A 24,703-nucleotide genomic window follows, 5' to 3' on the forward strand; every position below is an offset into this window, starting at 1 on the left:
GTTGGCCAGCACCAGCCACATGCCGTGGTTGTCGCAGCCGACGTTGTTGCCGATCACGGTCAGATCCTTGGCGCCCGAATCGCGCAGCGCGACGATCAGGTTCTCGGGAATGCCGCAGAGGCCGAAGCCTCCTGACATGACGGTCATGCCGTCAAAGGTGATCCCGGCCAGCGCACTGGCGGCATCGGGATAGAGTTTGTTTGCCATCGACCTGCGTTCTCCTCGTCGTTGATGCAGTGCTATGGCAACGGGCTCGCCCACGAACTCGTTGCCCGGATTGGATTCAGACGCCGGCCGCAGCCAGCAGGCGACGCGCCGCCTTCAGATGCGGCACATCGAGCATCTTGCCGTCGAGCTGGACTGCGCCGGCGCCGGACTCGAAAGCTGCAATCACGCGGTGAGCAAAAGCGATCTCTTCCTCGCTGGGCGAGAACGCGGCATTGATCACGGGCACCTGGTCCGGATGGATCGCGCACTTGCCGGTGAAGCCGTCATAGCGGGCACCTTCGCTGTTGGCGCGGCAGCCGTCGCTGTTGCGGAAGTCGACATAAACGGTGTCCAGCGCCTCGACGCCCAGCGCATGCGCCGCCAGCAGGCACTGGATGCGGGCGTGCGCGTAGACCGGCCGCCAGCGGCCATCGGCCTGACGCGGGTCGCCGGCACCCATCGCCGAACTCAGGTCTTCGCCACCCCACATCAGGGCTTTCAGACGCGGGAAGCTGTGGCGGGTGAATTCGCCCATGCGCAGCACGGCCGCCGGCGTCTCGGTAATCACCACGAGAATGGCGATGCCGCCCAGCGGCAGCCCGGCCTGGGTTTCGGCCATGTCGAGATAGTGACTGACCGTGGTGACGTCTTCGGGCCCGAACACTTTCGGCAGCACGATGCCGACCGGCTTCGAGGCGACCACCGCCGCGAGATCGCGCAGCAGTTCGCCGGAAGCCAGGTCATTGACCCGAATCCAGACTTCGCTCGCACCCTGATAGGTCTTCAGGTATTCGACGAGCAGCCGGCGCGCCAGCGGCTTGCGCTCCGGCAGCACCGAATCCTCAAGGTCGAAAGCCAGCGCATCGGCACCACAGCTGACCGCCTTGGCGAGCTTGCGCTCATTGTCGGCGGGCACGAACAGGATCGATTTCATCGTCAATTGGTCGGCAGTTTTATGGACTTTGCACAGCTCGGGCGATTGCAGGACAAGGGGCTTCCCTCTGTCTGGTCATCCACCGCGTCGATTTATAGTATGGTTCCGTACTATTATTTGCATACCGGCTCGCTGCCGTCACCTTGCTGCTGTGACCGGCCGTTGCAGCCGCCTTTGAATCGAGTCCTCACGGAGACATCGTCTTGAGTCGTTCAACCCGGGGCATCGTCTCCTATGGTGCCCATATTCCACGCCTGCGCATCAGCCGCGCGGCGATTGCCGAGGCTCATGCCTGGGCGCTGCCCGGTCTCAAGGGCCAGGCCAAGGGCGAACGCGCTCTGTGCAGTTGGGACGAAGATGCGATCACCCTCGCCGTCGCCGCTGCCCGCGATGCCGTTCGTGACAACGGCCGCGCCGCACCCGCCGCGCTGACCCTGGCCTCGACCACCGCGCCGTTCGCCGATCTGCAGAACGCAGTAATCGTCGCCAGCGCATTGAATCTGTCGACCTCGACTCAGTGCAGCGACCTCGCTGGCTCGACACGCGCCGGTTTAAGCGCGCTGGCCCAGGCGCTGGAATCCGGTGCTGAAGGCGATGCGCTGGTTGTCGCTGCCGACCGTCGTTCGGCAAAGCCGGGCAGCAGCCAGGAAATGCAGTTCGGCGCGGGTGCTGCCGCGATCCAGGTCGGTGAGGACGCCTCGCTTGCGAAGTACCTCGGGCGCGAATCCGTATCGCACCTGTTCGTCGATCACTTTCGCGCCACCGGCGAGAAGCACGACTACTACTGGGAAGAGCGCTGGATTCGCGACGAAGGCGTAGCCAAGGTCATACCGGCAGCGGTCAAGCGTCTGCTGGCCAAGACCGGCCGCGCCGCCACCGACGTCAAATGGTTCGGCCTTGCCGGTGCGCCTTCGGGCTCTGACAAGCTGGTCGCCAAGACGCTCGGCATCGCGCCCGAGCAGATCATTCCGGACCTCGCCAGCAATGTCGGCGACTGCGGCACGGCACACGCGCCGCTGCAGCTGATCCACGCGCTGGAGAACGCCAAGCCGGGCGATCTGATCATCGTCGCCGCGTTTGGCCAGGGCTGCGAAGTGCTGGCCTTCGAGATGGGCGAAGGCACGCATCGTCCAGCCACCGGGCTGGCGAAGTCGATTGCCGTGCGTATTCCGGAAACCTCGTACCTGAAGATGGCCTCGTTCGAGGGCGAGATCGACCTCGAATGGGGCATGCGCGCCGAGACCGACGTCAAGGCAGCACTCACCCAGCACTACCGTTCGGCAGATCAGATCAACGCCTTCGTTGGCGGCCGCTGCAAGGTCTGCAACACGGTGCAGTTTCCGCGTCTGCCGAACTGCGTCAGCTGCGCGGCGCCGGATTCGCAGGCGCCGTTCAACTTCGCCGATGAGCTCGGCCAGGTCGCCACCTTCAGCGCTGACTGGCTGCAGTTCTATCTGGCGCCGCCGCTGTACGTCGGCCTGGTCCAGTTCGATGTCGGCTCGCGCCTGCTGATGGAAATCGTCGAAGTCGGCTCGGCCGGCATCGATGTCGGCACGCGGTTGTCGATGCAGTTCCGGATCAAGGCGCGCGACCGCAAACGGCACTACAGCCGCTATTTCTGGAAAGCGGTTCCCGTTCGTTAAGACGCCCGGAAAAAGAGAAAAAACATGGCAACCGGTATCAAGGACAAGGTCGCAATTCTCGGCATGGGCTGCTCGCGGTTCGGCGAGCGCTGGGACGTGGGCAGCGAACAGCTGATCAACGAAGCATTCACCGAAGCGCTGGCCGACACCGGCATCGAGCGTAGCCAGATCGGCGCCGCCTGGTTTGGCTCGGCACTGGACTCGGTCAACGTCGGCAACTCGGCGATTCCTCTGACCACCGCGCTGCGCCTGCAGGGCATCCCGGTGACCCGCGTCGAGAACATGTGCGCCACCGGCACCGAAGCGCTGCGCGGCGCGACCTATGCCGTCGCTTCCGGCGCGGTCGACATCGCGCTGGCAGTGGGTGTGGAGAAGCTCAAGGACACCGGCTACGGCGGCTTGCCGGTGCCGGGCAAGGGCACGCTGAACGATCTGTGGATGCCGTACTGCTCAGCCCCCGCAGGCTTCGCCCAGCTTGCCGCCGGCTATCGCGCCAGGTACGGCATCGACCGTGAACTGCTGAAGCGCGCGCTCGCCACGGTGTCCTGGAAGAGCCATCAGAACGGCGTCAAGAGCCCGAAGGCGCATCTGCGCAAGGCGGTGACGATGGAGACCATCCTCAACGCGCCGATGATCGCCGAGCCGCTCGGCGTGTTCGACTGCTGCGGTGTCAGCGATGGCGCGGCGGTGGCGATCGTCACCACACCGGAAATCGCTCGCGCGCTCGGCAAGAAGGATCTGGTCACCATCAAGGCCCTGCAGCTGGCCTCCAGCAGCGGCCGCGAATCGGGCATGACCGAATGGGACGGCGCCCGCGTGCCGAACACCCGCATGGCCGCCGCAGCCGCCTACAAGGAAGCCGGCATCCGCGATCCGCGCAAGGAACTGAGCCAGATCGAAGTGCATGACTGCTTCTCGATCACCGAACTGGTGACCATGGAAGACCTCGGCCTGTCCGAGGACGGCCACGCGGTGCAGGACGTGCTCGACGGCGTCTACAACGCCGACGGCAAGATTCCCTGCCAGATCGACGGCGGCCTGAAGTGCTTCGGCCACCCGATCGGCGCGACCGGCTTGCGCATGGTCTACGAGCATTACCTGCAGTTGCTCGGCCGAGCCGGCGAACGCCAGCTGAAGAACCCGACCCTGGGCCTGTCCCACAACCTCGGTGGCGTGCCTTACAACGGCGTGGCGGCGATCAGCATTGTCGGCCTGATGTAAGGCATTGCTACGCAGCATCCGGCGCCGGATACATCTCTGAGGTCCGGCGCTTTTTTCATGTTGGAGAAAACAGATTCGTGAATCGGGCCGATCACGCTATTCTTGGATCGTGACAATACAGACCGTCTGTATCGATACCATAGGATTGAACATGGCCGTTTCACGCAGCAAGACGGGGAAAGCTGCAGCCCCGGCATCCGCATCCGCTTCGGCGCGCAGCAGCGACAACGGCAGCCAGACGCGCACCGGCAAGACACTCGGCATCGATCCGGTACCGCCCGAACTCGACGAAGTGGCCCGCGACGCCATCCGCCTGAGCTTTCTGATGCACGACGTCTCGCGGATGCGCCGCAACACCTACGACCAGTACATGAAGCCGCTGGGTATCACCCGCGCCCAATGGTGGGTGCTGGCGCATCTGTCGCGTCACGACGGCATGATGCAGACCCAGCTGGCCGATGTACTCGAAGTCGGCAAGGCCAGCCTCGGCGTGGTCGTCGAAGGGCTGGAAAGCAATGGCTGGATCAGCCGCCGCCCGGACCCAACCGACAAGCGCGCCAAGCGCGTCTATCTGACCAAGCCGGCCCAGGGGCTGATCAAGCGGATGACGGTGCTGGAAGTGGAATTCAACGACCGGGTGTTCGCCAATCTGCCGCTGGACGAGCGAGCCGCACTGTTCAGTTCGCTGACCAAGGTCAAGCAGTCGCTTTCCCGCGTAGCCGGCAGCCTCAACAACCAGTCCGGCTGATCGGCGAGACGCGAAACAAGAAAAGCTCCCCTACCGTTGCGATCGGGGAGCCTTCCGGCAAACCTGCGTTCAGCTCAGTGAGACAGTGCAGCGCCCACCGGAGACCTGGCTGCAGCGGTCTGAGTCCGCGCCCGAACCTGCTCCGCCGCCGCCTCGCGATCCAGTTCCTTGTACATGTACCAGGTGGTGAAGATCAGATAAGTACCCCAGACCACCATCGGCAGGTAGAAACCGAGCAGGCCGTGATAAGCGAACGGCCCGCTCTTGAAGAACGCCGGACCGGCAGCGGTTATCAACGAAGCGGCACCGGCAAAGGTCAGCCAGGTCAGCCAGCGCGGAATCATTGGCTGCTCGCGGGTGTCCTGCAGTTCGACGATCCCAGTCGCGATCATCTCGATGGCCAGATAGATCCAGCCGAGCAGGAAGGCGAACCACGACCAGTCGTACCAGGACTGGACGACATCAGCCCCGAACTCGACGCGATAGGCCGCGACGATCCAGGCGCAGCAGTTGAAGAAGATGATCAGCGAAATGAAGATTCCGCAGACCCCGGCGGTGATCGACCACAGCGGCCAGCGCCCTTCGATCTTCGACAGCATGATCGAGAACTGGATCGAACCAGGCGTCAACAACCCCGCTGCGATGTAGAAGATCGTGCAGCCGACGATCGTTCCCCAGCGATGCTCCTCCGTAAACCAGGCCTTCGTCGCATCCAGCCCCGCGTCAGCCGGAACCGGTGAGTAGAAATGTGCGATGCCGAGCCAACCGATCACGGTCAGTGCGGCAAATATCCACGTGCACCACAAGCCCATCTTCTGCGACGCGATGCTTGATTGCTTTTGCATGATCTCCCCCTCGTGCTGACGGCCGGGCGCGCAGCCTCGTCGACCGCGCGCCGCAGCCGATACCCGCTTCAGAACACCATGACCGGCTTGATCGCGCCGCCCTTTTCGGAAGCGTGCGCGGCTTCGTTGATCTCGCTGAACTTGAACTTGGTGATCAGGCGATCGAACGGGAACTTGCCAGCCTTGAACCAGGCTGCCATCTGCGGAATGAAGATCTTCGGGTCGGCATCGCCCTCGGTGATGTACTTCACGCCGACGCCGCGGATCAGCATGCTCATCATGTTTGCCGGCAGCATCGCTTCCGGCGGTGGCACGGCGATCAAGCCGAGCATGCCGTTCGGCAGCATGGTTTCGACGGCGACACCGATCACCGCCGGAATGCCGGTGGTGTCGAGCGCGTGGTTGACGCCACCGCCGCTCAGTTCCTTGATCTTCGCCAGCACGTCCGGCGTCGCCTTCGGGTTGATGACATGGGTGGCTCCGAGCTCCAGCGCCAGCTTGCCGCGACCTTCGTTCGGCTCGATGACGATGACCGTGCCGGCATCGATCGCACGGGCACCGAGCAGCGCGCTCAGGCCGACCGCGCCACCGCCGAAGATGGCCAGCGACTGGCCCTTCTTCAGCTTGATCGAGTTGATCGCAGCACCGGCACCGGTCTGGATGCCGCAGCCGAGCGGGCCCATGATTTCCAGCGGCAGGTCCTTGTCGATGACCACGGTGTTGCGCTCGTGGGCGACGGCATAGCTGCCGAACGAGGACTGACCGAAGAAGTTGCCGGCGATCTGGGTACCGTCCTGGCTAAGCGCCGTGGTGCCGTCGGCTGGACGGACGCCAGAAAGGTTGTTGGCGAGGAAGTTGTAGCAATAGGCCGGCTGGGTGTCGTCGCAGCTCGGGCAGGCGGCGCAGGAGTTGAAGCTGAGCACCACGTGATCGCCGGGCTTGACGGTCTTGACGGCCGAACCCACCGATTCGACGACACCCGCCCCTTCATGGCCGAGCACGATCGGCATCGGCACCGGGAAGCCGTCACGCGCGACGAGATCGGTGTGGCACATGCCGACGCCGACCATCTTCACGCGCACTTCATGCTCGCGTGGCGCGGCGACGGAAATCGATTCGATCGTGAAAGGACCGCCGACCTGGCGGACCAGCGCGGCGGTAGCGGTAAGCGATGCAGTCATGAGTGTCTCCTCTCGGTGTTCTGGTGCTGACGGATTGGGGGAAGGTGGTGCAACCGGGACCAGTTAGCGGCGTTGATTAAGACGCAGGTTGAAGCGATCGCGGTCCGCGACTTTCGGACAGGGCAGGCGGGCGGATTGCCAGCAATTCTGCAGCGCGGTTTGCGCAGCATCTGCCAGCTCCTCCGTACGATCGCGGCCCGCGTTCGATTGTGACTCTTTTATTCATTTCCAGCCCATACACGGGCTTGCGTTACAAGAATCTTCAATGCTTCTGGGCCTTTGTTGCCGGCGATCGTATGGTGCCTTACTATCCGGACACTGACAAACATTCCCGATCGGCGCCGCCGATTCCAGAGGATGCAGCGGTTCTGAGGAGGCGCAATGGGATTTCTGAAATCGCTGTTTGCTGCGAAGGAAGCGAAGTTTGTGGAAGTGGCGCCATTTGGTGCGCGCTATGAAGTGCCGAGCGGGGAAACCATGCTTGAGGCTGCCCTCAAGAATGGCGTGCCGTTTCCGCACAACTGCACCGTCGGCACCTGTGGCTCCTGCAAGTGCAAGCTCAAATCCGGACGTGTCAGTGCGCTGACCGACTTCGGCTACACGCTGTCGCAGCAGGAAATCGCCGCCGGTTTCATCCTCGCCTGTCAGGCCATCCCGAAGGATGCGTTGACTCAGGTGGAAGTCGAGAGTCAGGCGCTCGATGCGCCGGCAGTGGCGTCGTTCACCGGCAAGATCTCGGCCACCGAGACGCTGACCCATGACATCGTCAAGATCACCATTGCCCTGGATCGGCCGATCAAGTTCGTGGCCGGTCAGTACGCCAATCTGAAATATCCGAACATCCAGCGCGCTCGAAACTATTCGTTTGCCGATGCGCCGGATCGGGATGGCCGCAGTCAGGTGTCGTTCTTCATCCGCAAGGTGCCGAACGGGATGTTCACCGAAGCCTTGTTCAAGGGCGAGTTGAATGATGTGACCCTGGATGTGGAGGGCCCGCACGGCAATTTCCATCTTCATCCGGGCACCGCGCCGATGGTCTGCATCGCCGGGGGGTCGGGCTTGGCGCCGTTGCTGTCAGTGCTTGAAGCGGGTCGCAAGGATCGCGTGCAGCGGCCTTGTGCCTTTCTGTTCGGGGCGCGGACGCAGGCGGATCTCTATGGTCTCGAGCAGATCCAGCAGATCGCTCAGAACTGGAACGGCAAGTTCGTGTTCCTGCCGGTGCTGTCGCATGAGCCAGCCGACAGTTCCTGGACCGGCGCTCGCGGTCTGGTGACGCAGTTCATCACCGATGCCCTGCCCGATATCGACTGGTCCACCGCCGAAGGCTACATGTGCGGCCCGCCCGGCATGATCGACGCCGGTATGTCGTCCATGACCGAAGCCGGCATGAAGCTCGAGGCCATCTTCTACGACAAATTCACTGACGAAAGTCATTCCGCAAAAATGCCGTAAGGCGCTCGGGCATCAAGCCCGCAGCACCTTGCAGAGGCATCTCTCCAGGCTGACGGCGCTCGCCAGCGCCGCGGCGTTGTCCCACCATCTGCACAGAGCGAAGGGTCACGACATGCGCAGCAATATCAAGTACGGCCTCTTTTTCATTCTCGGTCTGATCGCCCTGTTCACCACTTGGCCGCATGCCTTCGACTGGATGCGCAACGGCGGCAATATCCTCAATCCGATCGCCTTCTTCGGTGACGCCATCAAGGCCGGCGGCACCGCGGCATTCCTGTCGATCGACATGCTGATCGCTTGGGTGGTGTTCATGATCTGGGTGGTGTTCGATGCCAAGCGCATCGGCATGGGTACTAAGTGGGGCTGGTTCTTCGTCGGGCTGTCCTACATCGGTGTGTCGTTCACGTTCCCGTTGTACCTGATCGCCCGCGAGCGCTTCCTCGACCGCAAGCTGAAGGCGGACGCAGCACCGGTCGCCGGCTGAAACCTTCGCTAGCCGCAGCCTCGATGTGCTCGGGATGGAGGGCATCGAGGCGCTGCCGCCAATCGCAGCTTGCCAGCCGTCGCTTGTTGACGCTGTCGGCGTCGTCTCTTCACACGGATTCGTGTCAGTGAAAAATACCGAACGTTCAACTGCAGTCGGCCTCGCCGGTCTGCTGGCCAGCTTCTGCGCCCAGGCTTCGCTGGGCATCTACGAGCAGGGCAATGGCGTCAAGGCGATGGGCATGGGCGGCGTCAGCTATGTCGGCGTCGACGAATCGACGGTGCTCAGCGCCAATCCCGCGCTGGCGATCAGCCAGGGCAGTCGCTTCGACCTCGGCAATGATCTGCTGATCGTCAGCGGCGGCACCCGTATCCGGGGCAACGCGGCAGGGCCGGACGAGTACTACGATTCCTCCGGCAAATCCCTGTTCCCGATTCCGCAGCTCGGCCTCACCCTGCCGATCGCGGAGCACTGGGCGTTCGGCGCAGCCGCATTCGCCGCCGGCATCGGTCCGGACTATCCGCGCAGCCCCTATGCGCGCTTCGCGCAGGGCCAGGGTGCGGACGTGGAAGCGCGTTCGGTAACGGCGCTGAACACGCTGAAGGTCGCCGGCATCTCGCTGGCGCTAGCGCACGAGATCATTCCTGGCCAGTCGATCGGCCTGTCGGCCAACCTGCAACACACTTCGATTTCCACCGAAGGCACGGCGCCGTTCGCGTCGATGTCGGTAGCGCCTGATTTCGTCGGCAACCAGGGCCAGCATGGCGGCTTCGGCATCAGCTACACGGTAGGCTGGACCGGCACGATCACGCCCTGGCTGAGCGGTGGACTGTCGTACCGCTCCAAGGCTTGGCAGCAGCGCATCGAGCAGTACCGCGGCTTGCTGCCCGACGGCGGGCGTTTGGAGTTGCCGGCGATCTTCGGCGGTGCCCTCGAAGCCCGGCCCTCGGAAAGCTGGCGCCTGGCCGTCGAGTACCAGCATTACGCCTATTCGGGCAGCAACGGCTTCGGCAATACCATCGATCTGCTGTTCGCCGGCGTGCCGCTCGGCGCCAAGGATGGCCCCGGCTTCGGCTGGCGCGACCAGAACGTCTACAAGTTCGGCTTCCAGTACCTGGCGACGCCGCAAGTGACCCTGCGCGCCGGCGTCAGCTATGCAACCAGTCTGCTGCCGCGCTCACAGACCCTGTTCGCCGGCCTCGCTCCTGCCCCGCCACAATGGAACCTTGGGGTCGGCGGCACACTCGGACTGACGAGCAACTCGGAAGTCAGCTTCGTGATGGCGACCACAGAACACAACACGGTACGTGGCAAGGACTCGATTCCGGACGCCTTCGGCGGCGGCGAGGCTGATATCGACTTCAAGTGCTTCAATGTCGGAATGTCGTACGGTAGAAGTTTCGGCAAATCGCGCGCGGGCGCCAGGAGTTGAACCGATGAACAAGCGCCAGTCTTTGCTGCTCCTCGCGAGCCTGCCGCTGTTTGCAGGTGCCGCACTGGCGGCTGCCCCCGCAGCGCCAGCTCCGGCGCGAGCGCCCAATAAAGCACCGACTCAGGCGCAGGCCCAGGCTCCGACCAAGCCCGCTGCCGCGCCGCCTGCCGCAAAGCCGAAACCGCCTGTGCCGGTCGACTATCGCTTCGAAGCCACGGTCACCATCGATGCCGTGCAGGACTGGGCCAAGAACGATCCCAAGCACCCGGGCGAGCAGTTCTCCAAAGCCACCACCCAGCAACGCTGGGAAGTGGTGACCACCCTGCACTCCAATGGCGTGCTGGAAGTTCGCGATCTGCTCGATGCCGATCTCGATACCCGGCTCGAAGCCAAGGTCATCCATCTCGCCCGCCGAGCCAAGCAGGCCATCGAAGCCCGCGGCGGCAAGCTGGTGCTGCCGACCACGCCCGAAGAAAAGCTGGCGATGGACCGCCGCTTCCAGGTCGACATCCAGAAATGCAACGGCGTGGCGTCCTGCACCGGCGCCCTGAATCTCGAATACGCCGCCGTCTACGCGGCACTCGAATATCCGGAAGCGCTGGAGGAAGACGAAAACATCCCCGGTCAGTACCTGTACCTGGAACCGTTCAAGGACTGCCCTTCGCATTCGCATATCCAGCTGACGATGGCCATCGACGGCAAGCGCTGGAACAAGGACGTCGACAAGTTCGTCGACTTCTCCGAGCGCCGCTCGGCCGACACGGTCGATCGCATCAGCGATGGCCTGAGTCTGTGCAGCCATTACCTGATCGTCATCGACACCCAGGACCCGAAGCGCGGCATGCGCGTGGAGAACGTGTTCTTCCCGTCGACGGTTGGCGTCACCGAATACACCGAGCGCGGCCGGACCCAGAAGACCACCGAATCGCAGCCGATGCCGGGCGCGGTCATGGAGTGGGTCGACGCCACGCTGCGCCAGGCGCCGCTCAGCGGCAAGGCCAGCGCGGATCTGCCGCTGAGCATCTCGCTGAACGGCGTTTCGATCTGGCTGGGCCTGTGGAGCGGTACTGCGAAAACCACCCTGGAATGGCGCTTGGTACCGGTGCCTGCCGCCGCCAGGAAGCCCTGATCGAGGGCTAGCCCCTACGCGCACAAAGTGCCTCCAAAAGGCATTTCAAAGCTCATCCCGGATTGGTATTCCTACGTACTGGATTCCATACACGCCTGAATGAACCGAGATCGCCAGCCATGCGAATCACCCTGCACCGCCGCGCCCTGCTGCTGATCTGCTTCAGCCTCACGACCCTCGCGGGCGGTTGCAAGGAAGAGAAGAAGCCGGTGGAGATTCCGCCGGAGCAACTGGTCGGCCTGTTCAAGAACATCAGCGGCTGCCGCCAAAAGTACGCGGAGATGGATGCCAGGATCGACGCGGCCGGCGTTCGCAATCCGGCGTTCCATCGGGTGCCGGGCTTTCCGTATCTGCGTACCGATCGCCTGATGGCCTCGTATCGCGATCAGCTCGGCACCTTCGACGAAGCCGCCGGCTGGGTGCGCCGGATGCGCGAGTTCGATCAGGAAGCGCGCGAGTTCGAATACGAGAACCTGGGCATGACGTCGCAGGAAGCAGCGATCCTGCGCTTCGATTTTCTGGTCTGCAGCCAGGGGCTGGCCGGGCTGGAGATGGAGATTCCTTCGAACTTCGAACTGGTCCGCGAGAGCGCATCGGTACCGGACGACTATTCGACCAAGACCCAGTTGCTGGGCCTCTATCCGCTCAGCACGCCGCTGCTGCGTTCGAAGATCAGCCGTTTCGAAAACGCCGTGCGCGCCGAATTCGCCCAGCCGGCCGAAGCCCTGATCGGCGATGGCCCGCAGGTGCAGTGGCAGGTCGATCAGGTTGAAGACCTGAGCCTGGTGCCGAAGCACATCTACGAGACCTCACCGGACGAACTGGGCCTGCCCGGCCTGGTCGATTCCGCCTGGCGTGCCGTTGCCGAAGCCTACGCGCCGCAACTGGCCGGCTCTGCCGACGGCAAGGCCGGTCTGCTGGGCGCACCGACCTGGACCGCATCCGGCCTCACCGTCGATACCAGCAAGCCGACGGTGAATTACCAGATCGGCTTCGTCCGCTTCGGCCAGATGAGCCTGATCCAGGTTGATTACTTCCTGTGGTTCAAGCGGCCCGCCGGTACCAGCGTCGCCAAGGACGCAGCACCGATCGACGGCCTGATCTGGCGCGTGACCCTGGACGAATTCCTGAAGCCGCTGGCCTACGATTCGCTGCGGGCATCCGGCAGCGAGCACTTCTGGTTCCCGGTGCAGACCCGTCTGCAACGGCAGGCGGCTGTCGATGGCCAGCCGCCATTCCTGCCGCAGGACGGTCTGGCGCCAGAGAGCCCTCGCCTGCTGCTGGCCAGCAGCAACGGTGAACTGCGCCAGGTGCAATCTGCCGCCACGCCGCTGGCGAAAGCCGAGACCCGTCGCTATCAGCTGCAGCGCTACGAAGACCTGTACCGACTGCCGCTGCCCAGCGGCGGTAGTCGCAGCCTGTTCGACACCGCCGGCTTCGTGCCCGGCAGCGATTCCGAAGCGCCGGGCTGGATGCTGGCCAGCGGCATCGCCGAACCGGGACGGCTGCGCCATCTCGCCCATCTGCCGGTCGACTACATCGGCCGCCGGCATTTCGATGATGCCCATCTGCTGGAAACCGTGTTCGTGCCGCTGCCGGCACCACCGATTCCGGCGCAGGTGGAACTCGGCGCCAGCGCGCCGCCGGCGATGTCGGCGATGTCGGCCGGCGACGCGGCGCGCTGAGACCCGTCACGGGAATCAATCCCGTCATGGGCCGGCATAGCTCCGAAGACCTCGACCGCGTGCGCAAGCTGCTCGATCAGGTTGCGCACGGCAGCAAAGCCGCATTCGCAGCGCTGTACGACGAAACCAGCCCCTACGTCTACGGCGCGCTGCTGCGCTTGCTGCGCAATCCGCAATGGGCCACCGAAGCGCTGCAGGACTGCTACATCCGCGTCTGGCAGCACGCCGATGGCTATGCGGCCGAGCGCGGCGATCCCTATGGCTGGCTGATCGGGATCGCCCGCTACCGGGCGCTGGATCTACTGCGCGCGCAAACTGATCGCGCCGGCCGGCTCGCCGAAAATGCGTCCGATCTGCGCGATGCGGCCGTAGTGCCGAAGAATCCTGAAACCGAAACGCTGACCCTGATCGATCTCGAGCATTTGCAACGCTGCCTCGCCCATCTGCCGGCGGCGCAACGCGAATGCCTTTTGCTCGGCTATTACGAGGGGCATTCGAATCAGGAACTCGCTGATCGGCTCCACCTGCCGCTCGGCACCGTCAAAGCCTGGATACGGCGCGGTCTGGTACGCCTGCGCAGCTGCATGGAGGAACCATGAATTACGACAAGCCGGAACTGGTCAGCCTGCTGGCCTCGCAGTACGTGCTCGGCACCTTGCGGGGGCCGGCGCGGCGGCGGCTGGAACGGCTCCGGATCAGCCATCCGCAGGTGCAGGAAGCCGTGCAGTTCTGGGAAGACCTGCTGCAGCCGCTGGCGCTGCAGATCGATGCCATCAAGCCGCCGCTACCGGCGCGCGCGCAGATGCTGGCGCGGGCCTTCGAGTTCGCGCCCCTGCGGCAGCCAGCGCCGATCGCAGCCGCGCCGCGTCGGCGCCGTCGTGATGCGCTGCGCCGCAGCGTCGGCTTCCTGGCCGCCGCCTCGGTGATCGGCGTGATGCTGGTGCTCGGCGCGATCAGCCTCGGCGGCGGCCGTCTCAGCTTTCCGGCATCTCACCAGCGAGCTGACTCCGCCGAGCTTGCTAACGCCGACAGCATGCTGCCGATCTATCTCGCCAGGGTCGGCATCCCGACCTCGAGCATGGGCTGGATGATCAGCCTGTCGCCGGATCACCGCAGCCTGTCGATCGTCGCCAGCGACGACCTCTACAGCGTCGGTCGCGGCACTGTCCAGCTCTGGTGGCTGCGCAACGGCAGCACGCCGATGCCGCTGGCGATCCTCGGCACCGAGCGCGATTCCACCGTCACCGTCACCGTGCCGCCAGACTTCGAAAGCGGCCAGAGCCTGGTGTTCGCGATCAGCCTGGAACCGTCCGGCGGCTCGCCGACCGGCCTGCCCAGCGGTGCGGTACTCGACCGCACCGAGCGAGACGAGGCAATCTGACGGCCCTGAACAAGATTCTCCCTCGCTGATGAAACTGACCGATGCCCTGCGCCGCGCTGCTCACCTGCATCCGGACGCCATTGCCACCATCGGCCCCGGTCGACGCAAGACCTTCCGCCAGCTCGAAAGCCGCGTTTCCTGCCTCGCCAATGCGCTGATCGGCCTCGGCCTGGCCAATGGCGATGTCGTCGCGATCGCCGCCGCGCACAGTGACCGGGTGTTGGAAACCCAGTACGCGATCGCCTGGGCTGGCGGCATCGCAGCGCATGCCGATCCGCGTCTCGCCTTCGATGGCCTGTGCGCGCTGATCAACGATTCTCAGGCGACGATCCTGGTGCTCGACGATCGCTACGCGGCGCAGTCCGAAGCCCTGTTCGACCACTGCAGCTACATCCGCGCGATGGTGTTCTGCGGCGACGGCCCCTGCCCGGATCTGGCCAAGGTTCACGACGCGCTGATCATCGCCGCCGATCCGATGCGCGACCGCGACATCGGCGGCGATGCCACCGCCGCGCTCTGCTACCACCGCACCGACGACGGCCGCTGGCTCGGCAGCCAGCTGTCACATCACAGCCTGTGCTTCGCCAGCCTGGCGCTGGCGGCCGCAGGCAGCTTCAGCGATGCCGGCATCGGCCTGCAGGCAATCACCGCCACCGCCGCCGAGAATCTGGTGTTCAGCGGCAGCCTGCTGCTGCGCGGCAGCGCCCAGGTGTTCGTCGATCCTGATCACAGGCTCGGCACCGCGATCAGCGAGCATGGCGCGACCGATCTGCTGCTGACCGCGCCCACGCTGCAGGCGTTGCTGGTCGAAGCAGCCAACGCTGCGCCGCTCGCCAGCGTCGGCCAGATCCTGATCGCCCGCAGCACGCTCGATCTGCAGTTCGGCCCCGGCCTGAGCGGCGCGGCACCCGCGCTCGCCGCGCGCTACCCGGCTGCCCGGCTGATGACCGCCTGGGGCACACCGGAGCTGTGCGGCATCGCCACGCTGCAGCCGCTACCGGTCTCCGCGGCAGGAGCTGCAGTCGGCCAGCCGATCGCCTATCTCGAACTCAGGGTCGCGGCCGACGATGGCCGCGAAGCTTCACGCGGCGCCTTCGGCGAGTTGTACGCCCGCGGCCCGACCACCTTGCGCGGCTACTGGCAGCAGCCGGACGCCAGCGCCGTGGTCCGCCAGCAGGACTGGGTGGCCTGCGGCGTGCGCGCCGCGGTGATGGCCGACGGCGGCCTGCTGATCGATCCAGCACCGCTTGCCATCGAAGCGGTCTGAGCGCGCCGTAGAATCAAGGCCTGACCCTCATCACGACACGAGGCCGATCCAGCGGGGTCAGCCTCGTGTCGTCATCGCCCCTGGAACGCTCCGCCCGATGAATCCCGTATTCAGCATGACTGCCGACGAGCAGCAGCATTTCTTCATCACCCGCGTGCCGCACAACGAAGCGCTGGGCATGCGCGTCACTCATTGCTCACCGGGCAAGCTGTCGTTCGATCTGCCGTATTCGGCGGAGCTGGTCGGCAATCCGGTGACCGGCGAGATGCACGAAGGCACGCTGACCGTGCTGCTCGACGCCACCGCGGGCTCGGTGGTGCTGACCCAGCTGGATGATCTGCGCCGCACCGCCACGCTCGATCTGCGGCTCGATTTCCTGCGCCGCGCCAAGGCCGGCGCCGACATCCACTGCGATGCCTGGTGCCTGACCATCACCGATCACGTCGCGACCGTGCGGGCGATCGCCCACGAAGGCGACAGCGCTGATCCGGTCGCCGTCGCCACCGGCAGCTTCGCGGTGTTTCCGCCCAGCACGAAACCGGCCGCCGGAGCCGCCACATGAGCGCGACGAGCACCGAAGCTTCGGCGAAGCCTTACGGCCTCGACGCCATGCAGCCGCTGTTCGCGAGCATTCCCTACCTGAGCAAGATGGGCTTCGAGTTCAGTGCCGACGACGAGCAGTTAGGCGTCCGCCTGCCGTACGCCGAGCAGATCGTCGGCAACCCGAAAGTGCCAGCGCTGCACGGCGGCGCGATCGGCTCGCTGCTGCAGACCACGGCGAGCGTCCAGCTGATGCTGGCCACGCGCTCGCTGCGTCTGCCGCGGCTGTTCAGTTGCACGGTCGAATACCTGCGCTCGGCCCGACTGATCGACGTGCAGGCTTCGGCCATCGTCGTCACCCGCAGCCGGCGTTTCGCGAACGTGCGGGCAACGGCCTGGCAGGATCGCGCCGATCAGCCGATCGCCGCCGCGACCCTGCAGTTCGTGCTGGTCGACTAGCTCCTTCAGCGCTTGCTGGCCGCGCGCTTCTTGGCCACAGCTTTGACGCCAGCGCGAGTCTTCGGCTGGATCAGGTCGATGATTGCACTGACCCGGCCGAGGAAATGCACGCCCTGCGAGGCTTCCTCGGCGGCCAGCCGGTCGACCATGGTCTGGATGAAGCGCCGCCCCTGATCGACCATGCGCTCGATCTCGCGCGCGCCCTTGGCGGTCAGCACCACCTGACGCTCGCGGCCCGAGGTCGGGTGCTCGAGGATGTCCAGCAAGCCCAGCGGATCGCGCGCCATCACCCGCAGCGATTTCGAGATCGCCGAGTTGCGGATCTCGAACCAGCGGGTGATCGACCGCTCGATCTCCTTGCGCGAAATGCTGCGCCCGCCTTCGCCTTCCGAGCGGATCAGCCACAGGATCGCCACTTGATGGCGGGTCAGACGGCCGCCGCGCAGCGCGTCCTCGATACCGATGCCGACCTTGTAGTGCACCGGATAGAACAGGTCGAGAAACTCCTTCGCCGAATCCGATACCGGCGATTCCATAGCCGCCGCTGACGACGCTGCGGCCGGCTTCGCAGCCGATTTCCGGGCTGCTTTCGCGGCTGGCTTGCGGCCGCTCTCCTCGCCATCCGGCGTCGCCCCTGTTGACCGTTCACTCACCGCGCGCATATTGTGTCCTTGAGACATAGTTTCATCGATTCAACAATTCAAGACCAAGTCAGAACTCGGTCAAATCAAAACGTGCTTCTGGAGGAAGGACCATGACTCTCACCATCAATCCCCGCGATCTCGCGACGCCGGCCATCATCGCCGATCCCTATCCCGCCTACGATGCCCTGCGCGCCGATTCGCCGGTCGCCGGCTATGCCGACTGGCCGCCGGGCACGGTGCCCGGCCAGGACGCTCCGCTGCAAGCCTGGGCGTTGCTCAAGCATGAACACGTGCTGGCGGCGGCACGCGATCCGCAGACTTTCTCCTCCGCCAACTTCCAGCAGGGCACCGGCGCGCCGACCCTGATGCTGGTCAATCACGACGATCCCGAGCACGCCGGCCTGCGCAAGCTGGTCAGCCTGGCGTTCACGCCGCGCCGCATCCGCGAGCTGCGGCCGGACATCGAAGCGGTGGTCAAGGATCTGCTCGATGCGCTGCCAGAAGGCGAAATCGATGTCGTCAGCCAGATCTGCGCCCACCTGCCCGCGCGGCTGATGCTGCGCCTGCTCGGCCTGCCGCCGGCGATGTCGGAGAAGTTCCAGCTGTGGTCCAACGCTTTCATGCTGTCGGCAGCGATGACCGCCGAGGAACGCAACGCCAGCAACGTCGAGATGGTCGGCTACTTCCAGCAGACGGTCAGCGAACGCGCCGCCCGCCTGGCCAGCGGTGCGGCGGCTAACGACGATCTGATCGACGCACTGCTGACTGCCGAAGCCGACGGCAAGCGCCTGAGCCACGACGAGGTCTGGCGCTTCTGCTTCACCCTGGTGGTCGCCGGCAGCGAAACGACGATGTACTACGCGACCAACTGCCTGCAGGTGCTGATCAGCCGTCCCGAGTTGTATGAAAAGCTGCAGGCCGATCGCACGCTGATCGGCCGCTTCCAGTCGGAAACCCTGCGTCGCACAGGCCCGCCGCAGCGCCTGTTCCGCAAGGTGATGAAGGATGTCGAGATCGGTGGCAAGGCGATCAAGGCCGGCGAATGGGTGGCGCTGTTCTTCGCCGCCGCCAATCACGATCCGGCGGTGTTCGCCGAGCCCTATGAATTCCGCCTCGACCGGACCAACGCCAGCGGTCAACTGAGCTTCGGCCATGGCATCCATTACTGCCTCGGCGCGCCGCTGGCCAACCTCGAAGTGGAGTGCCTGCTGAACGCCGTGCTCGATCGCTACGCGGGCCTGCAGCCCGGTTCCTCTCCGGCGATTCCACAGACCGCCACCCTGCTGCAGCACAGCCACACGTCGATCCCGGCACGGCTGGTCAAGCGCCGCAGCAAGCTTGAGGAAGCCAACATCGCCCAGGTCAAGGAAGTATTCGTCCGCTTCGGCAGCGGCAACGTGCCGGCGATCCTCGAACTGCTCGACGACGAGGTGCGGATCGAGTTCTACGGCCCTTCAACGATTCCCTACGCCGGTGACTATCGCAGCCGCAAGGAAGCGGGACGCTTCTTCGAGACGGTATTGGCTTCGGTCGACATCCATCAATTCGATGCCGAGGAATTCATCGCCCAGAACGATCAGGTGATCGTCACCGGCCATCTGCGCCTGACCGCCAAAGCCACCGGCGGCACGATCGAATCCGACTTCGTGCACGTCATCACCTTGCGCGACGGCCGCTGGCTGCGCTTCCGTGATTTCATGAACACGTCCGTTGCGGTTGCTGCGTTCACGCCGCACTGAGCTGGAAGCGCGGACTCACGCCAGCCGCGTGAGTCCGCGCTCGCCCGGTTTACGCGAACGCCGCGCGCACCGAACCGAGCCCATCGATCTGGGCTTCGAATGCCTCACCGGACTTGGCGGCCACCATCGGTCCGAGCGCACCGGATAAAATGATGTCGCCGGCCTGCAGTGGCCGGCCGACTTCGACCATCTTCCGCGCCAGCCACAAGGCTGCATTCAGCGGATGGCCGAGGCAGGCGTGGCCGACGCCGGTCGAGACGACGTCTTCCCCGCGCGTCATCTGCATCGTGCACGCACGCAGCTCGAGCCCAGCCAGCCGATACGGCGTATTGCCGAGCACGAACAGGCCGCTCGATGCGTTGTCGGCCACGGTGTCGACCAGACGAATATCCCAGTTGGCGATGCGGCTGCCGACGATCTCGATGGCGGCAGTCGCGTAGGCGATCGAGCGCATCAGATCGGCGACCGTGGCTTGCTCGACAGTCAGATCGCGTTCGAGCACGAAGGCGATCTCGGCCTCGACCTTGGCCTGCAGCACGCGGCCCGGCGCCACCGGTTCGCCATCGCAGACGGCCATGTCGGCGAACAGCATGCCGAAGTCTGGCTGATCGACACCAAGCTGCTTCTGCACGGCGACCGAGGTCAGGCCGATCTTGCGGCCGACGAGGCGACGGCCCGAGGCCAGCCAGCGTTCGGTATTCAGTTCCTGAATCGCATAAGCGGCGGCGACATCACCGGCGCCGAGCTGGTCACGAATCGGCGCGATCGGCTGGCCCGAACCATAGGCCGCGTGCAGCTGTTCGGCGATGCCGGCATGAAGACTGTTGCTCATAGTGCTCATCGTGTTCAGCGACCTGCGAAGAACGCGCGCGCCACGCGATTGAACTCTTCCGGATCTTCGTACTGCGGCCAGTGCGCGCCGTCGGCTTCCATCACGTATAGGGTCGAGTTCGGAATGCGGGAATGGGCAGCGCGCGCGCACTCCAGATCGTGGATCGGGTTGTCGCGCGTCCACAGCAGCATGGTCTCGGCCTTGATCGCTTCGAGCGGCACCAGGAACTCGTCGTGGCGCGGCAGCATGCGATTGACCATCGGAGTCACTTCACGGCCTTCCGGCATCAGGTAGTAGCGCAGGCGCAGATTGACCAGCTCGTCGGTGACCAGGCGCGCGTGGTTGTTCGGATGGATCAGCCATTCGATGCGGTGCTTGACCATCTCGAAAGTCGGCGCCAGGCCGGCGGCCTTCTTGGAGCGCTCCATCAGATCGAGCATGTCGGCGCGGCCCTTCTCGCTGACGATCGGGATGCCGGCGCCGGTGTTCAGCATCAGCTTCAGCACCCGTTGCGGATACTTCACCGCGAAGAAGCCGGACACCCAGCCGCCCAGCGATTCGCCGGACAGATGCGCGCTTTCGATGCCCATCGCGTCCATCAGCTCGCGCAGCTGCTCGGCGAGCACCGGCGGCGTGTATTCCATGACCATGCGGTTCGACATCGCGTGGCCGACGTAGTCGAACGCGATGCAGTGGAATTCGTCGGACAGCGCGACCAGATTCTTGCTGTAGGCCTCCAGATGGCCGCCGATGCCGTGCTGGAACAAGATCACCGGCGCGCCCTTGCGACCCGCTTCGGCGACTCGGATGCGACCGTAGGTCGGCGTGTCGAGGTAACGGATTTCCGCACCTACAAAATCATTCCACAGGCTCATCGTTTTGCTCCGGATGCGGTTGGTTTCTTATTGTCGGAAGGATTGCTAAGCGCTTGCAGATGGCCTGTGATGATCAGCTTCCATTCGGCGAGCAGACTGCGGAACAGTGCCTCGTCCTGCTGCCACAGCGCGCGCACCGCGAAGCCACGGACCACGCTGATGGTCAGCCACAGCACTTGCTCGGCTTTCTCGCGCGGCACGCCCTTGGCGACCAGCAGGCCCAGCCAGGCGTCCTCGACGCCGAGACGGCTCTGGCGCGTGTGCTCGTAGATGCGGTCGCGCATCGCCCGGCTCTTGCTGCCGGCCAGCACTAGGTCGAGCACGACGGTGAAATCGGCGCCGAGGAAGAACTCGATGCCGTCCTCGATGATTGCGCCGATCGGATCTTCGTCTGCTTCCACGGTGCCGGCGCGGCGCGAACCGCGGGTCAGGCTGGCGGTCAGCAGATGCTCGGCGGTAGCGACCACCAGGCTGTCCTTGCTCGGGAAGTGATGCTGCAGCGCGCCGCGCGAAACTTTCGCAACTCGTGCCACTTCATCGGTGCGCAGTCCCGCATAACCCTTGCGGCGAAGCACGATCGCCGAAGCTTCGACCAGCCGCATGCGCATCTCGTCTGAGCGTTCGGTCTGGGTGCGCCGGCGCGCGGCAGGCGCCCGCACCGCCTTCTCGGCCGGCGCGGCAGCAGCCCGCGGCTTGCGCAGCTTCAGCATCTTTTCAGTAATCGACATGGAGTACACCGTCGATCACCCTGACCGGGAAAGTGCGCAGCGGTTCGCTGCACGGCGAGTTCAAGGCTTCGCCGGTGACGATCGAGAACTCGCAGTAGTGCCAGGTGCAGGTCACCCGATCACCATCGACCGTGCCTTCGTCGTTCAGCGAAGCGTTCTCGTGGGTGCAGGTGTCCTGCGTTGCGTAGAAACCGCCATTGATATGGAACAGCGCGATGCGCGTGCCATCAGGCAGGAAGGCGCTCTTCATCTCGCCGTCGAGCAGTTCGGATTCCGTAATGGTGGCCAGCGTGTTGGTCATGGGTTCAGGACGTGAAGAAAGAAGTGCACAGCATCAGAGCATCGTCGTGCCGCCGTTGACGCTGATCACCTGGCCGGTGACGAACGCCGCTTCGCGGCTGGCCAGATAGGCGACCATCGATGCAACCTCGTCCATGGTGCCGGGCCGGCCCATCGGCACCACGTCGATGACCTTGCGCACCAGTTCCGGATCGCGCCTGGCGACTTCGTCGAGCTGCGGAGTCTGCACGACGCAGGGCGCCACGGTGTTCACGGTGATGCCTTCGCGCGCGTACTCGCGCGCCAGGCCGGTGGTCATGCCATGCATGCCGCCCTTGGCGGCGTTGTAGGCCGCGTGATCGAACAGACCGTTGCGCACCGAGTCGGCACCCAGATTGACGATGCGGCCGTAGCCCTGCGCCCGCATCAGCGGCAGCGCGTACCAGCAGCACCAGATGCAGGTCCACAGATTGCGGTCGATGGTCGCGCGCAAGGTGTCCGGCGTGTGATCGAGGAACGGCCGCAGGATGCCGCCGCCGGCGTTGTTGACCAGGATGTCGAGCCGGCCGAAGTTGGTTTTCGCTGCGCTGATCGTTTGTTCAGCCACTTCCTGCAGTGACAGGTCACCGGCTACGCCGACGACCTTCACACCGAATTCGCTCGCCAGCTTGGCGACCGCCGCATCGACCTGCGCTTGATCGAGATCGCCGATGACCAGGCTCGCGCCTTCGCTGGCGAAACGCTCCGCGCAGGCGTAACCGATGCCGCGGCCCGCGCCGGTGACGACTGCAACCTGACCTTCGAAACGACCGCTCATGCTTCGACTGCCTGCTCAATCACACCGATCTTGCCGAATGCCGGTGTCGGCACGCTGCCCCAGGTATCGAGCGTCTTCGGCGCCGGTTCCAGCAGCCGCGCTTCGCGGGCACCGTCTTCCGGGAAGCACTCCATGCCGAAGCTGTATTCGACGGTCATGCCGTCCGGATCGAGGAAGTACAGGAAGATGCTTTCCGACGGCTGATGCCGGCCGGGGCCGAAAACGATCTCGACGTTGGCCGCCTTCATGCGGTTCATCGCGCGGCCGATGTCGTCGATGTCACTGACCATGAAGTTGATGTGGTTCAGATGATGATCAGGTCCGGTCAACACCGCCAGCGAGTGATGCAGCGGATTCGGCCAGGCGCGCAGGAAGGCGGCGAAGCCCGGCACGAAGTCCGATACCTTGAAGCCGAGCTGATCACGGAATGCGCCGAGCATGGTGTCGAAGCTGCTGGTGTTGATCACCACATGACCCAGCCGCTCGATCCTGGTCAGGCGCGCTTCGAACGGTGTGGCCATGTGCATCATCTGCACGAAGTATTCGATGCACAGGCCGCTGTCCGGCAGCCGGAAGCGAAGTGCGGCGACCGTGCGCAGATCCTTCAGCTCCTCGGCCGACACGTCCTCGATCGCATAGCCCTGCTCGGCCAGATAGGTCCTTGCCTTGGCAAGATCGGCAGATGATTCCAGTTCGAAACCGATGCGCTTCAGGCCAGGCGCTGCGGCCGGATAGAGCAACACCGCGTGGTGATCACGCGCGCAACGCAGCGCCACGCGCTGTTCGGTGGCATCGCTGACATCGAGGCCGACCAGATCGCGATAGAACGTCGTGCTGCGCGCCAGATCGGTGACGTTCAGTGCGACATAGCCGAGGCGACGGTAGCGGAAGGGAATGGTCATTCGCGTTCTCAAAGAATGATGCTGATACGACCATTCGGCTTCAGGCCGTCCATGTCGAGAATGCAGCGCTTCTCGCGGATCAGCAGGCGGCCTTCCTCGATCACCAGCCGGTAGCGATAGCTGCCGATGTAGGTTTCGGTCAGGCCCATCTTGGTGCGATAGGTCAGCACGGCGGCACCGACATCGAGTTCGGTATCCGACCGGCCGCGAATGCGGACGTTGCTGACCAGGTGGCGCGTCTTCGAGCGTGGAAATTCGGCATGCGCGGTGCGCTTCAACAGGCGCTCGACTCGCTGTTCCAGGCGAAAGCGATCATCGGCGACATAGAACAGCGTGCCGTCCGGGGAGGCGTTCGCCGGCACGTCGGTGGCCGGCACGTTGTAGGTGGCGTCCATCGTGAACAGGGTCAGCCATTCCTTCAGACGCCATTCGTCGAGGATCTCGGCTTCAAGGAACATGAAGTCCTCGACCTGCTCGCGGGTAACGGTAGCGAGTGTCAGCTGGCTCATGCCTGGTCTCCCTGGCTGGCCACCACGCTGGGGGCTGCGGCACGAGCCTTGGTGCATTCCTGCCAGCGCGTCCAGAAGGCGCGCATCTGCAGTTCGTCGTCGTAGTTGACCTTCTCTTTCTTCATGCCCTTGGAAATGTCGCTCCATGGCGCTTCGAGCATCGACTCGAAGCCGCGCTGGCACTGCTCCAGCGCCTCGACATCATCCGGCGTGGCGAAGCCGCCCGGGCCGAGAAATTCGAGGAAGTTCGACAGCCGATACTTGCGTGCCCAGCTGCTTTCCTCGTTCGGCGCCAGCGCCCAGCCGAAGACCTGCATCGCGTCCGGCGCAGTCGGGTAATAGGTGCGCACGGTGATCGCCATGATGTCGTTGATCACCAGGTTCGGAAAAATGAACATGTTGCGATTGGAAAAGGCGATGCGATCCGCACGCTCCTTGCCGAAGCGCTCGACCAGACGAGCGTGGACTTTCTCCAGTTCGACCTTGCCTTCCTCGCCCCACAGTGGAATCCACTGCGCAACCGGACGGCCCCAAGGCGCGCGGTACTCGATCACTGCGTGGCCGTTGCCGAGGTCGTAACCCGTGCCATCGAAGGGCACCGGGCTCATCGAGCCCTGTGAGTTCTTCAGGTAATCGACATAGGTCGCATGGGTGTTGATCGCGTGGTAGCCGTCGATCGAGTTCTCGGTCAGCAGCTTCCAGTTGGCGCGAATCTGATACTCCTGCGTGCCGCCAACCAGGGTCATCATCGTTTCCGACTGATCGGCAAC

The 24,703-nt window shown here is 64.5% G+C and carries 27 protein-coding genes; 14 read left to right on the plus strand and 13 right to left on the minus strand.

Going from position 1 to position 24,703, the window contains the following annotated elements; genetic code table 11:
- Window positions 1–207: CoA-transferase (locus tag Q0D45_RS11980; RefSeq protein ID WP_293393092.1), on the minus strand; the 207-nt coding region annotated here is incomplete at its 3' end.
- Window positions 208–283: 76 nt separating this feature from the next.
- The gene (locus tag Q0D45_RS11985) at window positions 284–1,141 is read right to left on the minus strand and encodes a CoA ester lyase (RefSeq protein ID WP_293393094.1); all 858 of its coding nucleotides are present in this window, start codon (window positions 1,139–1,141) and stop codon (window positions 284–286) included.
- A gap of 203 nt (window positions 1,142–1,344) precedes the next feature.
- Here Q0D45_RS11985 and Q0D45_RS11990 point away from each other — a divergent pair, with 203 nt between their 5' ends.
- From Q0D45_RS11990 to Q0D45_RS12000, 3 genes are all read left to right on the plus strand, one after another.
- Window positions 1,345–2,784, plus strand: a complete 1,440-nt coding sequence (locus Q0D45_RS11990; protein WP_293393096.1) for a 3-oxoacyl-[acyl-carrier-protein] synthase III C-terminal domain-containing protein — start codon at window positions 1,345–1,347, stop codon at window positions 2,782–2,784.
- Window positions 2,785–2,808: 24 nt separating this feature from the next.
- Window positions 2,809–4,005: an acetyl-CoA acetyltransferase gene (locus tag Q0D45_RS11995; protein ID WP_293393098.1), complete on the plus strand. Its 1,197-nt coding sequence runs from the start codon at window positions 2,809–2,811 to the stop codon at window positions 4,003–4,005.
- A 151-nt stretch (window positions 4,006–4,156) separates the two neighbouring features.
- Entirely contained in the window at window positions 4,157–4,753 is a 597-nt protein-coding gene (locus Q0D45_RS12000; protein WP_293393100.1) for a MarR family transcriptional regulator, read from the plus strand.
- A gap of 74 nt (window positions 4,754–4,827) precedes the next feature.
- Here the strand turns inward: Q0D45_RS12000 and Q0D45_RS12005 are convergent, their stop codons facing one another.
- Together Q0D45_RS12005 and Q0D45_RS12010 are read right to left on the minus strand one after the other, a co-directional pair.
- Window positions 4,828–5,598 (minus strand): hypothetical protein, encoded by a 771-nt coding sequence (locus tag Q0D45_RS12005; protein WP_293393102.1) that lies wholly within the window; start codon window positions 5,596–5,598, stop codon window positions 4,828–4,830.
- 68 nt (window positions 5,599–5,666) lie between these two features.
- Complete coding sequence (locus Q0D45_RS12010) at window positions 5,667–6,779, minus strand: NAD(P)-dependent alcohol dehydrogenase (protein WP_293393104.1); 1,113 nt, start codon at window positions 6,777–6,779, stop codon at window positions 5,667–5,669.
- Between the two features lie 381 nt (window positions 6,780–7,160).
- Between Q0D45_RS12010 and Q0D45_RS12015 the strand changes: the two genes are divergently transcribed.
- From Q0D45_RS12015 to Q0D45_RS12060, 10 genes are all read left to right on the plus strand, one after another.
- Window positions 7,161–8,231 (plus strand): 2Fe-2S iron-sulfur cluster binding domain-containing protein, encoded by a 1,071-nt coding sequence (locus Q0D45_RS12015; protein ID WP_293393106.1) that lies wholly within the window; start codon window positions 7,161–7,163, stop codon window positions 8,229–8,231.
- Window positions 8,232–8,343: 112 nt separating this feature from the next.
- On the plus strand, window positions 8,344–8,715 hold the full coding sequence (locus Q0D45_RS12020) for a DUF2834 domain-containing protein (RefSeq protein ID WP_293393108.1): 372 nt from the start codon (window positions 8,344–8,346) through the stop codon (window positions 8,713–8,715).
- Window positions 8,716–8,842: 127 nt separating this feature from the next.
- Complete coding sequence (locus Q0D45_RS12025; RefSeq protein WP_293393110.1) at window positions 8,843–10,147, plus strand: outer membrane protein transport protein; 1,305 nt, start codon at window positions 8,843–8,845, stop codon at window positions 10,145–10,147.
- 4 nt (window positions 10,148–10,151) lie between these two features.
- Window positions 10,152–11,276, plus strand: coding sequence for a hypothetical protein (locus Q0D45_RS12030; RefSeq protein WP_293393112.1), 1,125 nt, complete (start codon window positions 10,152–10,154; stop codon window positions 11,274–11,276).
- Between the two features lie 119 nt (window positions 11,277–11,395).
- Entirely contained in the window at window positions 11,396–12,961 is a 1,566-nt protein-coding gene (locus Q0D45_RS12035) for a hypothetical protein (protein ID WP_293393114.1), read from the plus strand.
- Between the two features lie 26 nt (window positions 12,962–12,987).
- On the plus strand, window positions 12,988–13,560 hold the full coding sequence (locus Q0D45_RS12040; protein ID WP_293393116.1) for a sigma-70 family RNA polymerase sigma factor: 573 nt from the start codon (window positions 12,988–12,990) through the stop codon (window positions 13,558–13,560).
- Complete coding sequence (locus tag Q0D45_RS12045; RefSeq protein ID WP_293393118.1) at window positions 13,557–14,342, plus strand: anti-sigma factor; 786 nt, start codon at window positions 13,557–13,559, stop codon at window positions 14,340–14,342. Before Q0D45_RS12040 ends, Q0D45_RS12045 begins: the two co-directional genes overlap by 4 nt.
- A gap of 28 nt (window positions 14,343–14,370) precedes the next feature.
- Window positions 14,371–15,609 carry a class I adenylate-forming enzyme family protein gene (locus Q0D45_RS12050; protein ID WP_293393120.1) on the plus strand — a complete coding sequence of 413 codons (1,239 nt, stop codon included), beginning with the start codon at window positions 14,371–14,373 and terminating at the stop codon, window positions 15,607–15,609.
- Window positions 15,610–15,706: 97 nt separating this feature from the next.
- On the plus strand, window positions 15,707–16,171 hold the full coding sequence (locus tag Q0D45_RS12055) for a PaaI family thioesterase (RefSeq protein WP_293393122.1): 465 nt from the start codon (window positions 15,707–15,709) through the stop codon (window positions 16,169–16,171).
- Window positions 16,168–16,608, plus strand: coding sequence for a PaaI family thioesterase (locus Q0D45_RS12060; protein ID WP_293393123.1), 441 nt, complete (start codon window positions 16,168–16,170; stop codon window positions 16,606–16,608). Before Q0D45_RS12055 ends, Q0D45_RS12060 begins: the two co-directional genes overlap by 4 nt.
- A gap of 5 nt (window positions 16,609–16,613) precedes the next feature.
- Here Q0D45_RS12060 and Q0D45_RS12065 read toward each other — a convergent pair whose 3' ends face one another.
- Window positions 16,614–17,261 carry a winged helix DNA-binding protein gene (locus Q0D45_RS12065; protein WP_293393125.1) on the minus strand — a complete coding sequence of 216 codons (648 nt, stop codon included), beginning with the start codon at window positions 17,259–17,261 and terminating at the stop codon, window positions 16,614–16,616.
- A 101-nt stretch (window positions 17,262–17,362) separates the two neighbouring features.
- Here Q0D45_RS12065 and Q0D45_RS12070 point away from each other — a divergent pair, with 101 nt between their 5' ends.
- Entirely contained in the window at window positions 17,363–18,991 is a 1,629-nt protein-coding gene (locus Q0D45_RS12070) for a cytochrome P450 (RefSeq protein WP_293393126.1), read from the plus strand.
- A 49-nt stretch (window positions 18,992–19,040) separates the two neighbouring features.
- On the opposite strand, the gene mhpD is transcribed toward Q0D45_RS12070, so the two are convergent.
- The 8 genes from mhpD to Q0D45_RS12110 all read right to left on the minus strand — a co-directional run.
- The gene (gene mhpD, locus Q0D45_RS12075; protein ID WP_366946432.1) at window positions 19,041–19,823 is read right to left on the minus strand and encodes a 2-keto-4-pentenoate hydratase; all 783 of its coding nucleotides are present in this window, start codon (window positions 19,821–19,823) and stop codon (window positions 19,041–19,043) included.
- Window positions 19,824–19,837: 14 nt separating this feature from the next.
- Window positions 19,838–20,698: an alpha/beta hydrolase gene (locus Q0D45_RS12080; RefSeq protein ID WP_293393130.1), complete on the minus strand. Its 861-nt coding sequence runs from the start codon at window positions 20,696–20,698 to the stop codon at window positions 19,838–19,840.
- Window positions 20,695–21,426 carry a TetR/AcrR family transcriptional regulator gene (locus Q0D45_RS12085; protein ID WP_293393132.1) on the minus strand — a complete coding sequence of 244 codons (732 nt, stop codon included), beginning with the start codon at window positions 21,424–21,426 and terminating at the stop codon, window positions 20,695–20,697. Before Q0D45_RS12085 ends, Q0D45_RS12080 begins: the two co-directional genes overlap by 4 nt.
- Window positions 21,413–21,727, minus strand: coding sequence for a non-heme iron oxygenase ferredoxin subunit (locus tag Q0D45_RS12090; protein ID WP_022974931.1), 315 nt, complete (start codon window positions 21,725–21,727; stop codon window positions 21,413–21,415). Before Q0D45_RS12090 ends, Q0D45_RS12085 begins: the two co-directional genes overlap by 14 nt.
- Before the next feature lie 33 nt (window positions 21,728–21,760).
- Window positions 21,761–22,522 carry an SDR family oxidoreductase gene (locus tag Q0D45_RS12095; RefSeq protein WP_293393135.1) on the minus strand — a complete coding sequence of 254 codons (762 nt, stop codon included), beginning with the start codon at window positions 22,520–22,522 and terminating at the stop codon, window positions 21,761–21,763.
- The gene (locus Q0D45_RS12100; protein ID WP_293393137.1) at window positions 22,519–23,424 is read right to left on the minus strand and encodes a VOC family protein; all 906 of its coding nucleotides are present in this window, start codon (window positions 23,422–23,424) and stop codon (window positions 22,519–22,521) included. The genes Q0D45_RS12095 and Q0D45_RS12100 overlap by 4 nt, the downstream gene beginning before the upstream one ends.
- An 8-nt stretch (window positions 23,425–23,432) precedes the next feature.
- Window positions 23,433–23,933 carry an aromatic-ring-hydroxylating dioxygenase subunit beta gene (locus Q0D45_RS12105; protein WP_293393139.1) on the minus strand — a complete coding sequence of 167 codons (501 nt, stop codon included), beginning with the start codon at window positions 23,931–23,933 and terminating at the stop codon, window positions 23,433–23,435.
- Window positions 23,930–24,703: RHO alpha subunit C-terminal catalytic domain-containing protein (locus tag Q0D45_RS12110; protein WP_293393141.1), on the minus strand; the 774-nt coding region annotated here is incomplete at its 5' end. The genes Q0D45_RS12105 and Q0D45_RS12110, both read right to left, overlap by 4 nt.

Source organism: Nevskia sp. (assembly GCF_023266035.1).
Classification (GTDB): domain Bacteria; phylum Pseudomonadota; class Gammaproteobacteria; order Nevskiales; family Nevskiaceae; genus Nevskia.

What these genes read in the sequence shown, in the direction of transcription:
- Q0D45_RS11985 (WP_293393094.1), bottom strand. Translation starts at nt 1,141, where the DNA reads ATGAAATCGATCCTGTTCGTGCCCGCCGACAATGAGCGCAAGCTCGCC.
- Q0D45_RS11995 (WP_293393098.1), top strand. Translation starts at nt 2,809, where the DNA reads ATGGCAACCGGTATCAAGGACAAGGTCGCAATTCTCGGCATGGGCTGC.
- Q0D45_RS12000 (WP_293393100.1), top strand. Translation starts at nt 4,157, where the DNA reads ATGGCCGTTTCACGCAGCAAGACGGGGAAAGCTGCAGCCCCGGCATCC.
- Q0D45_RS12005 (WP_293393102.1), bottom strand. Translation starts at nt 5,598, where the DNA reads ATGCAAAAGCAATCAAGCATCGCGTCGCAGAAGATGGGCTTGTGGTGC.
- Q0D45_RS12010 (WP_293393104.1), bottom strand. Translation starts at nt 6,779, where the DNA reads ATGACTGCATCGCTTACCGCTACCGCCGCGCTGGTCCGCCAGGTCGGC.
- Q0D45_RS12015 (WP_293393106.1), top strand. Translation starts at nt 7,161, where the DNA reads ATGGGATTTCTGAAATCGCTGTTTGCTGCGAAGGAAGCGAAGTTTGTG.
- Q0D45_RS12020 (WP_293393108.1), top strand. Translation starts at nt 8,344, where the DNA reads ATGCGCAGCAATATCAAGTACGGCCTCTTTTTCATTCTCGGTCTGATC.
- Q0D45_RS12030 (WP_293393112.1), top strand. Translation starts at nt 10,152, where the DNA reads ATGAACAAGCGCCAGTCTTTGCTGCTCCTCGCGAGCCTGCCGCTGTTT.
- Q0D45_RS12035 (WP_293393114.1), top strand. Translation starts at nt 11,396, where the DNA reads ATGCGAATCACCCTGCACCGCCGCGCCCTGCTGCTGATCTGCTTCAGC.
- Q0D45_RS12040 (WP_293393116.1), top strand. Translation starts at nt 12,988, where the DNA reads ATGGGCCGGCATAGCTCCGAAGACCTCGACCGCGTGCGCAAGCTGCTC.
- Q0D45_RS12045 (WP_293393118.1), top strand. Translation starts at nt 13,557, where the DNA reads ATGAATTACGACAAGCCGGAACTGGTCAGCCTGCTGGCCTCGCAGTAC.
- Q0D45_RS12050 (WP_293393120.1), top strand. Translation starts at nt 14,371, where the DNA reads ATGAAACTGACCGATGCCCTGCGCCGCGCTGCTCACCTGCATCCGGAC.
- Q0D45_RS12055 (WP_293393122.1), top strand. Translation starts at nt 15,707, where the DNA reads ATGAATCCCGTATTCAGCATGACTGCCGACGAGCAGCAGCATTTCTTC.
- Q0D45_RS12060 (WP_293393123.1), top strand. Translation starts at nt 16,168, where the DNA reads ATGAGCGCGACGAGCACCGAAGCTTCGGCGAAGCCTTACGGCCTCGAC.
- Q0D45_RS12070 (WP_293393126.1), top strand. Translation starts at nt 17,363, where the DNA reads ATGACTCTCACCATCAATCCCCGCGATCTCGCGACGCCGGCCATCATC.
- mhpD (WP_366946432.1), bottom strand. Translation starts at nt 19,823, where the DNA reads ATGAGCAACAGTCTTCATGCCGGCATCGCCGAACAGCTGCACGCGGCC.
- Q0D45_RS12080 (WP_293393130.1), bottom strand. Translation starts at nt 20,698, where the DNA reads ATGAGCCTGTGGAATGATTTTGTAGGTGCGGAAATCCGTTACCTCGAC.
- Q0D45_RS12085 (WP_293393132.1), bottom strand. Translation starts at nt 21,426, where the DNA reads ATGTCGATTACTGAAAAGATGCTGAAGCTGCGCAAGCCGCGGGCTGCT.
- Q0D45_RS12090 (WP_022974931.1), bottom strand. Translation starts at nt 21,727, where the DNA reads ATGACCAACACGCTGGCCACCATTACGGAATCCGAACTGCTCGACGGC.
- Q0D45_RS12095 (WP_293393135.1), bottom strand. Translation starts at nt 22,522, where the DNA reads ATGAGCGGTCGTTTCGAAGGTCAGGTTGCAGTCGTCACCGGCGCGGGC.
- Q0D45_RS12100 (WP_293393137.1), bottom strand. Translation starts at nt 23,424, where the DNA reads ATGACCATTCCCTTCCGCTACCGTCGCCTCGGCTATGTCGCACTGAAC.
- Q0D45_RS12105 (WP_293393139.1), bottom strand. Translation starts at nt 23,933, where the DNA reads ATGAGCCAGCTGACACTCGCTACCGTTACCCGCGAGCAGGTCGAGGAC.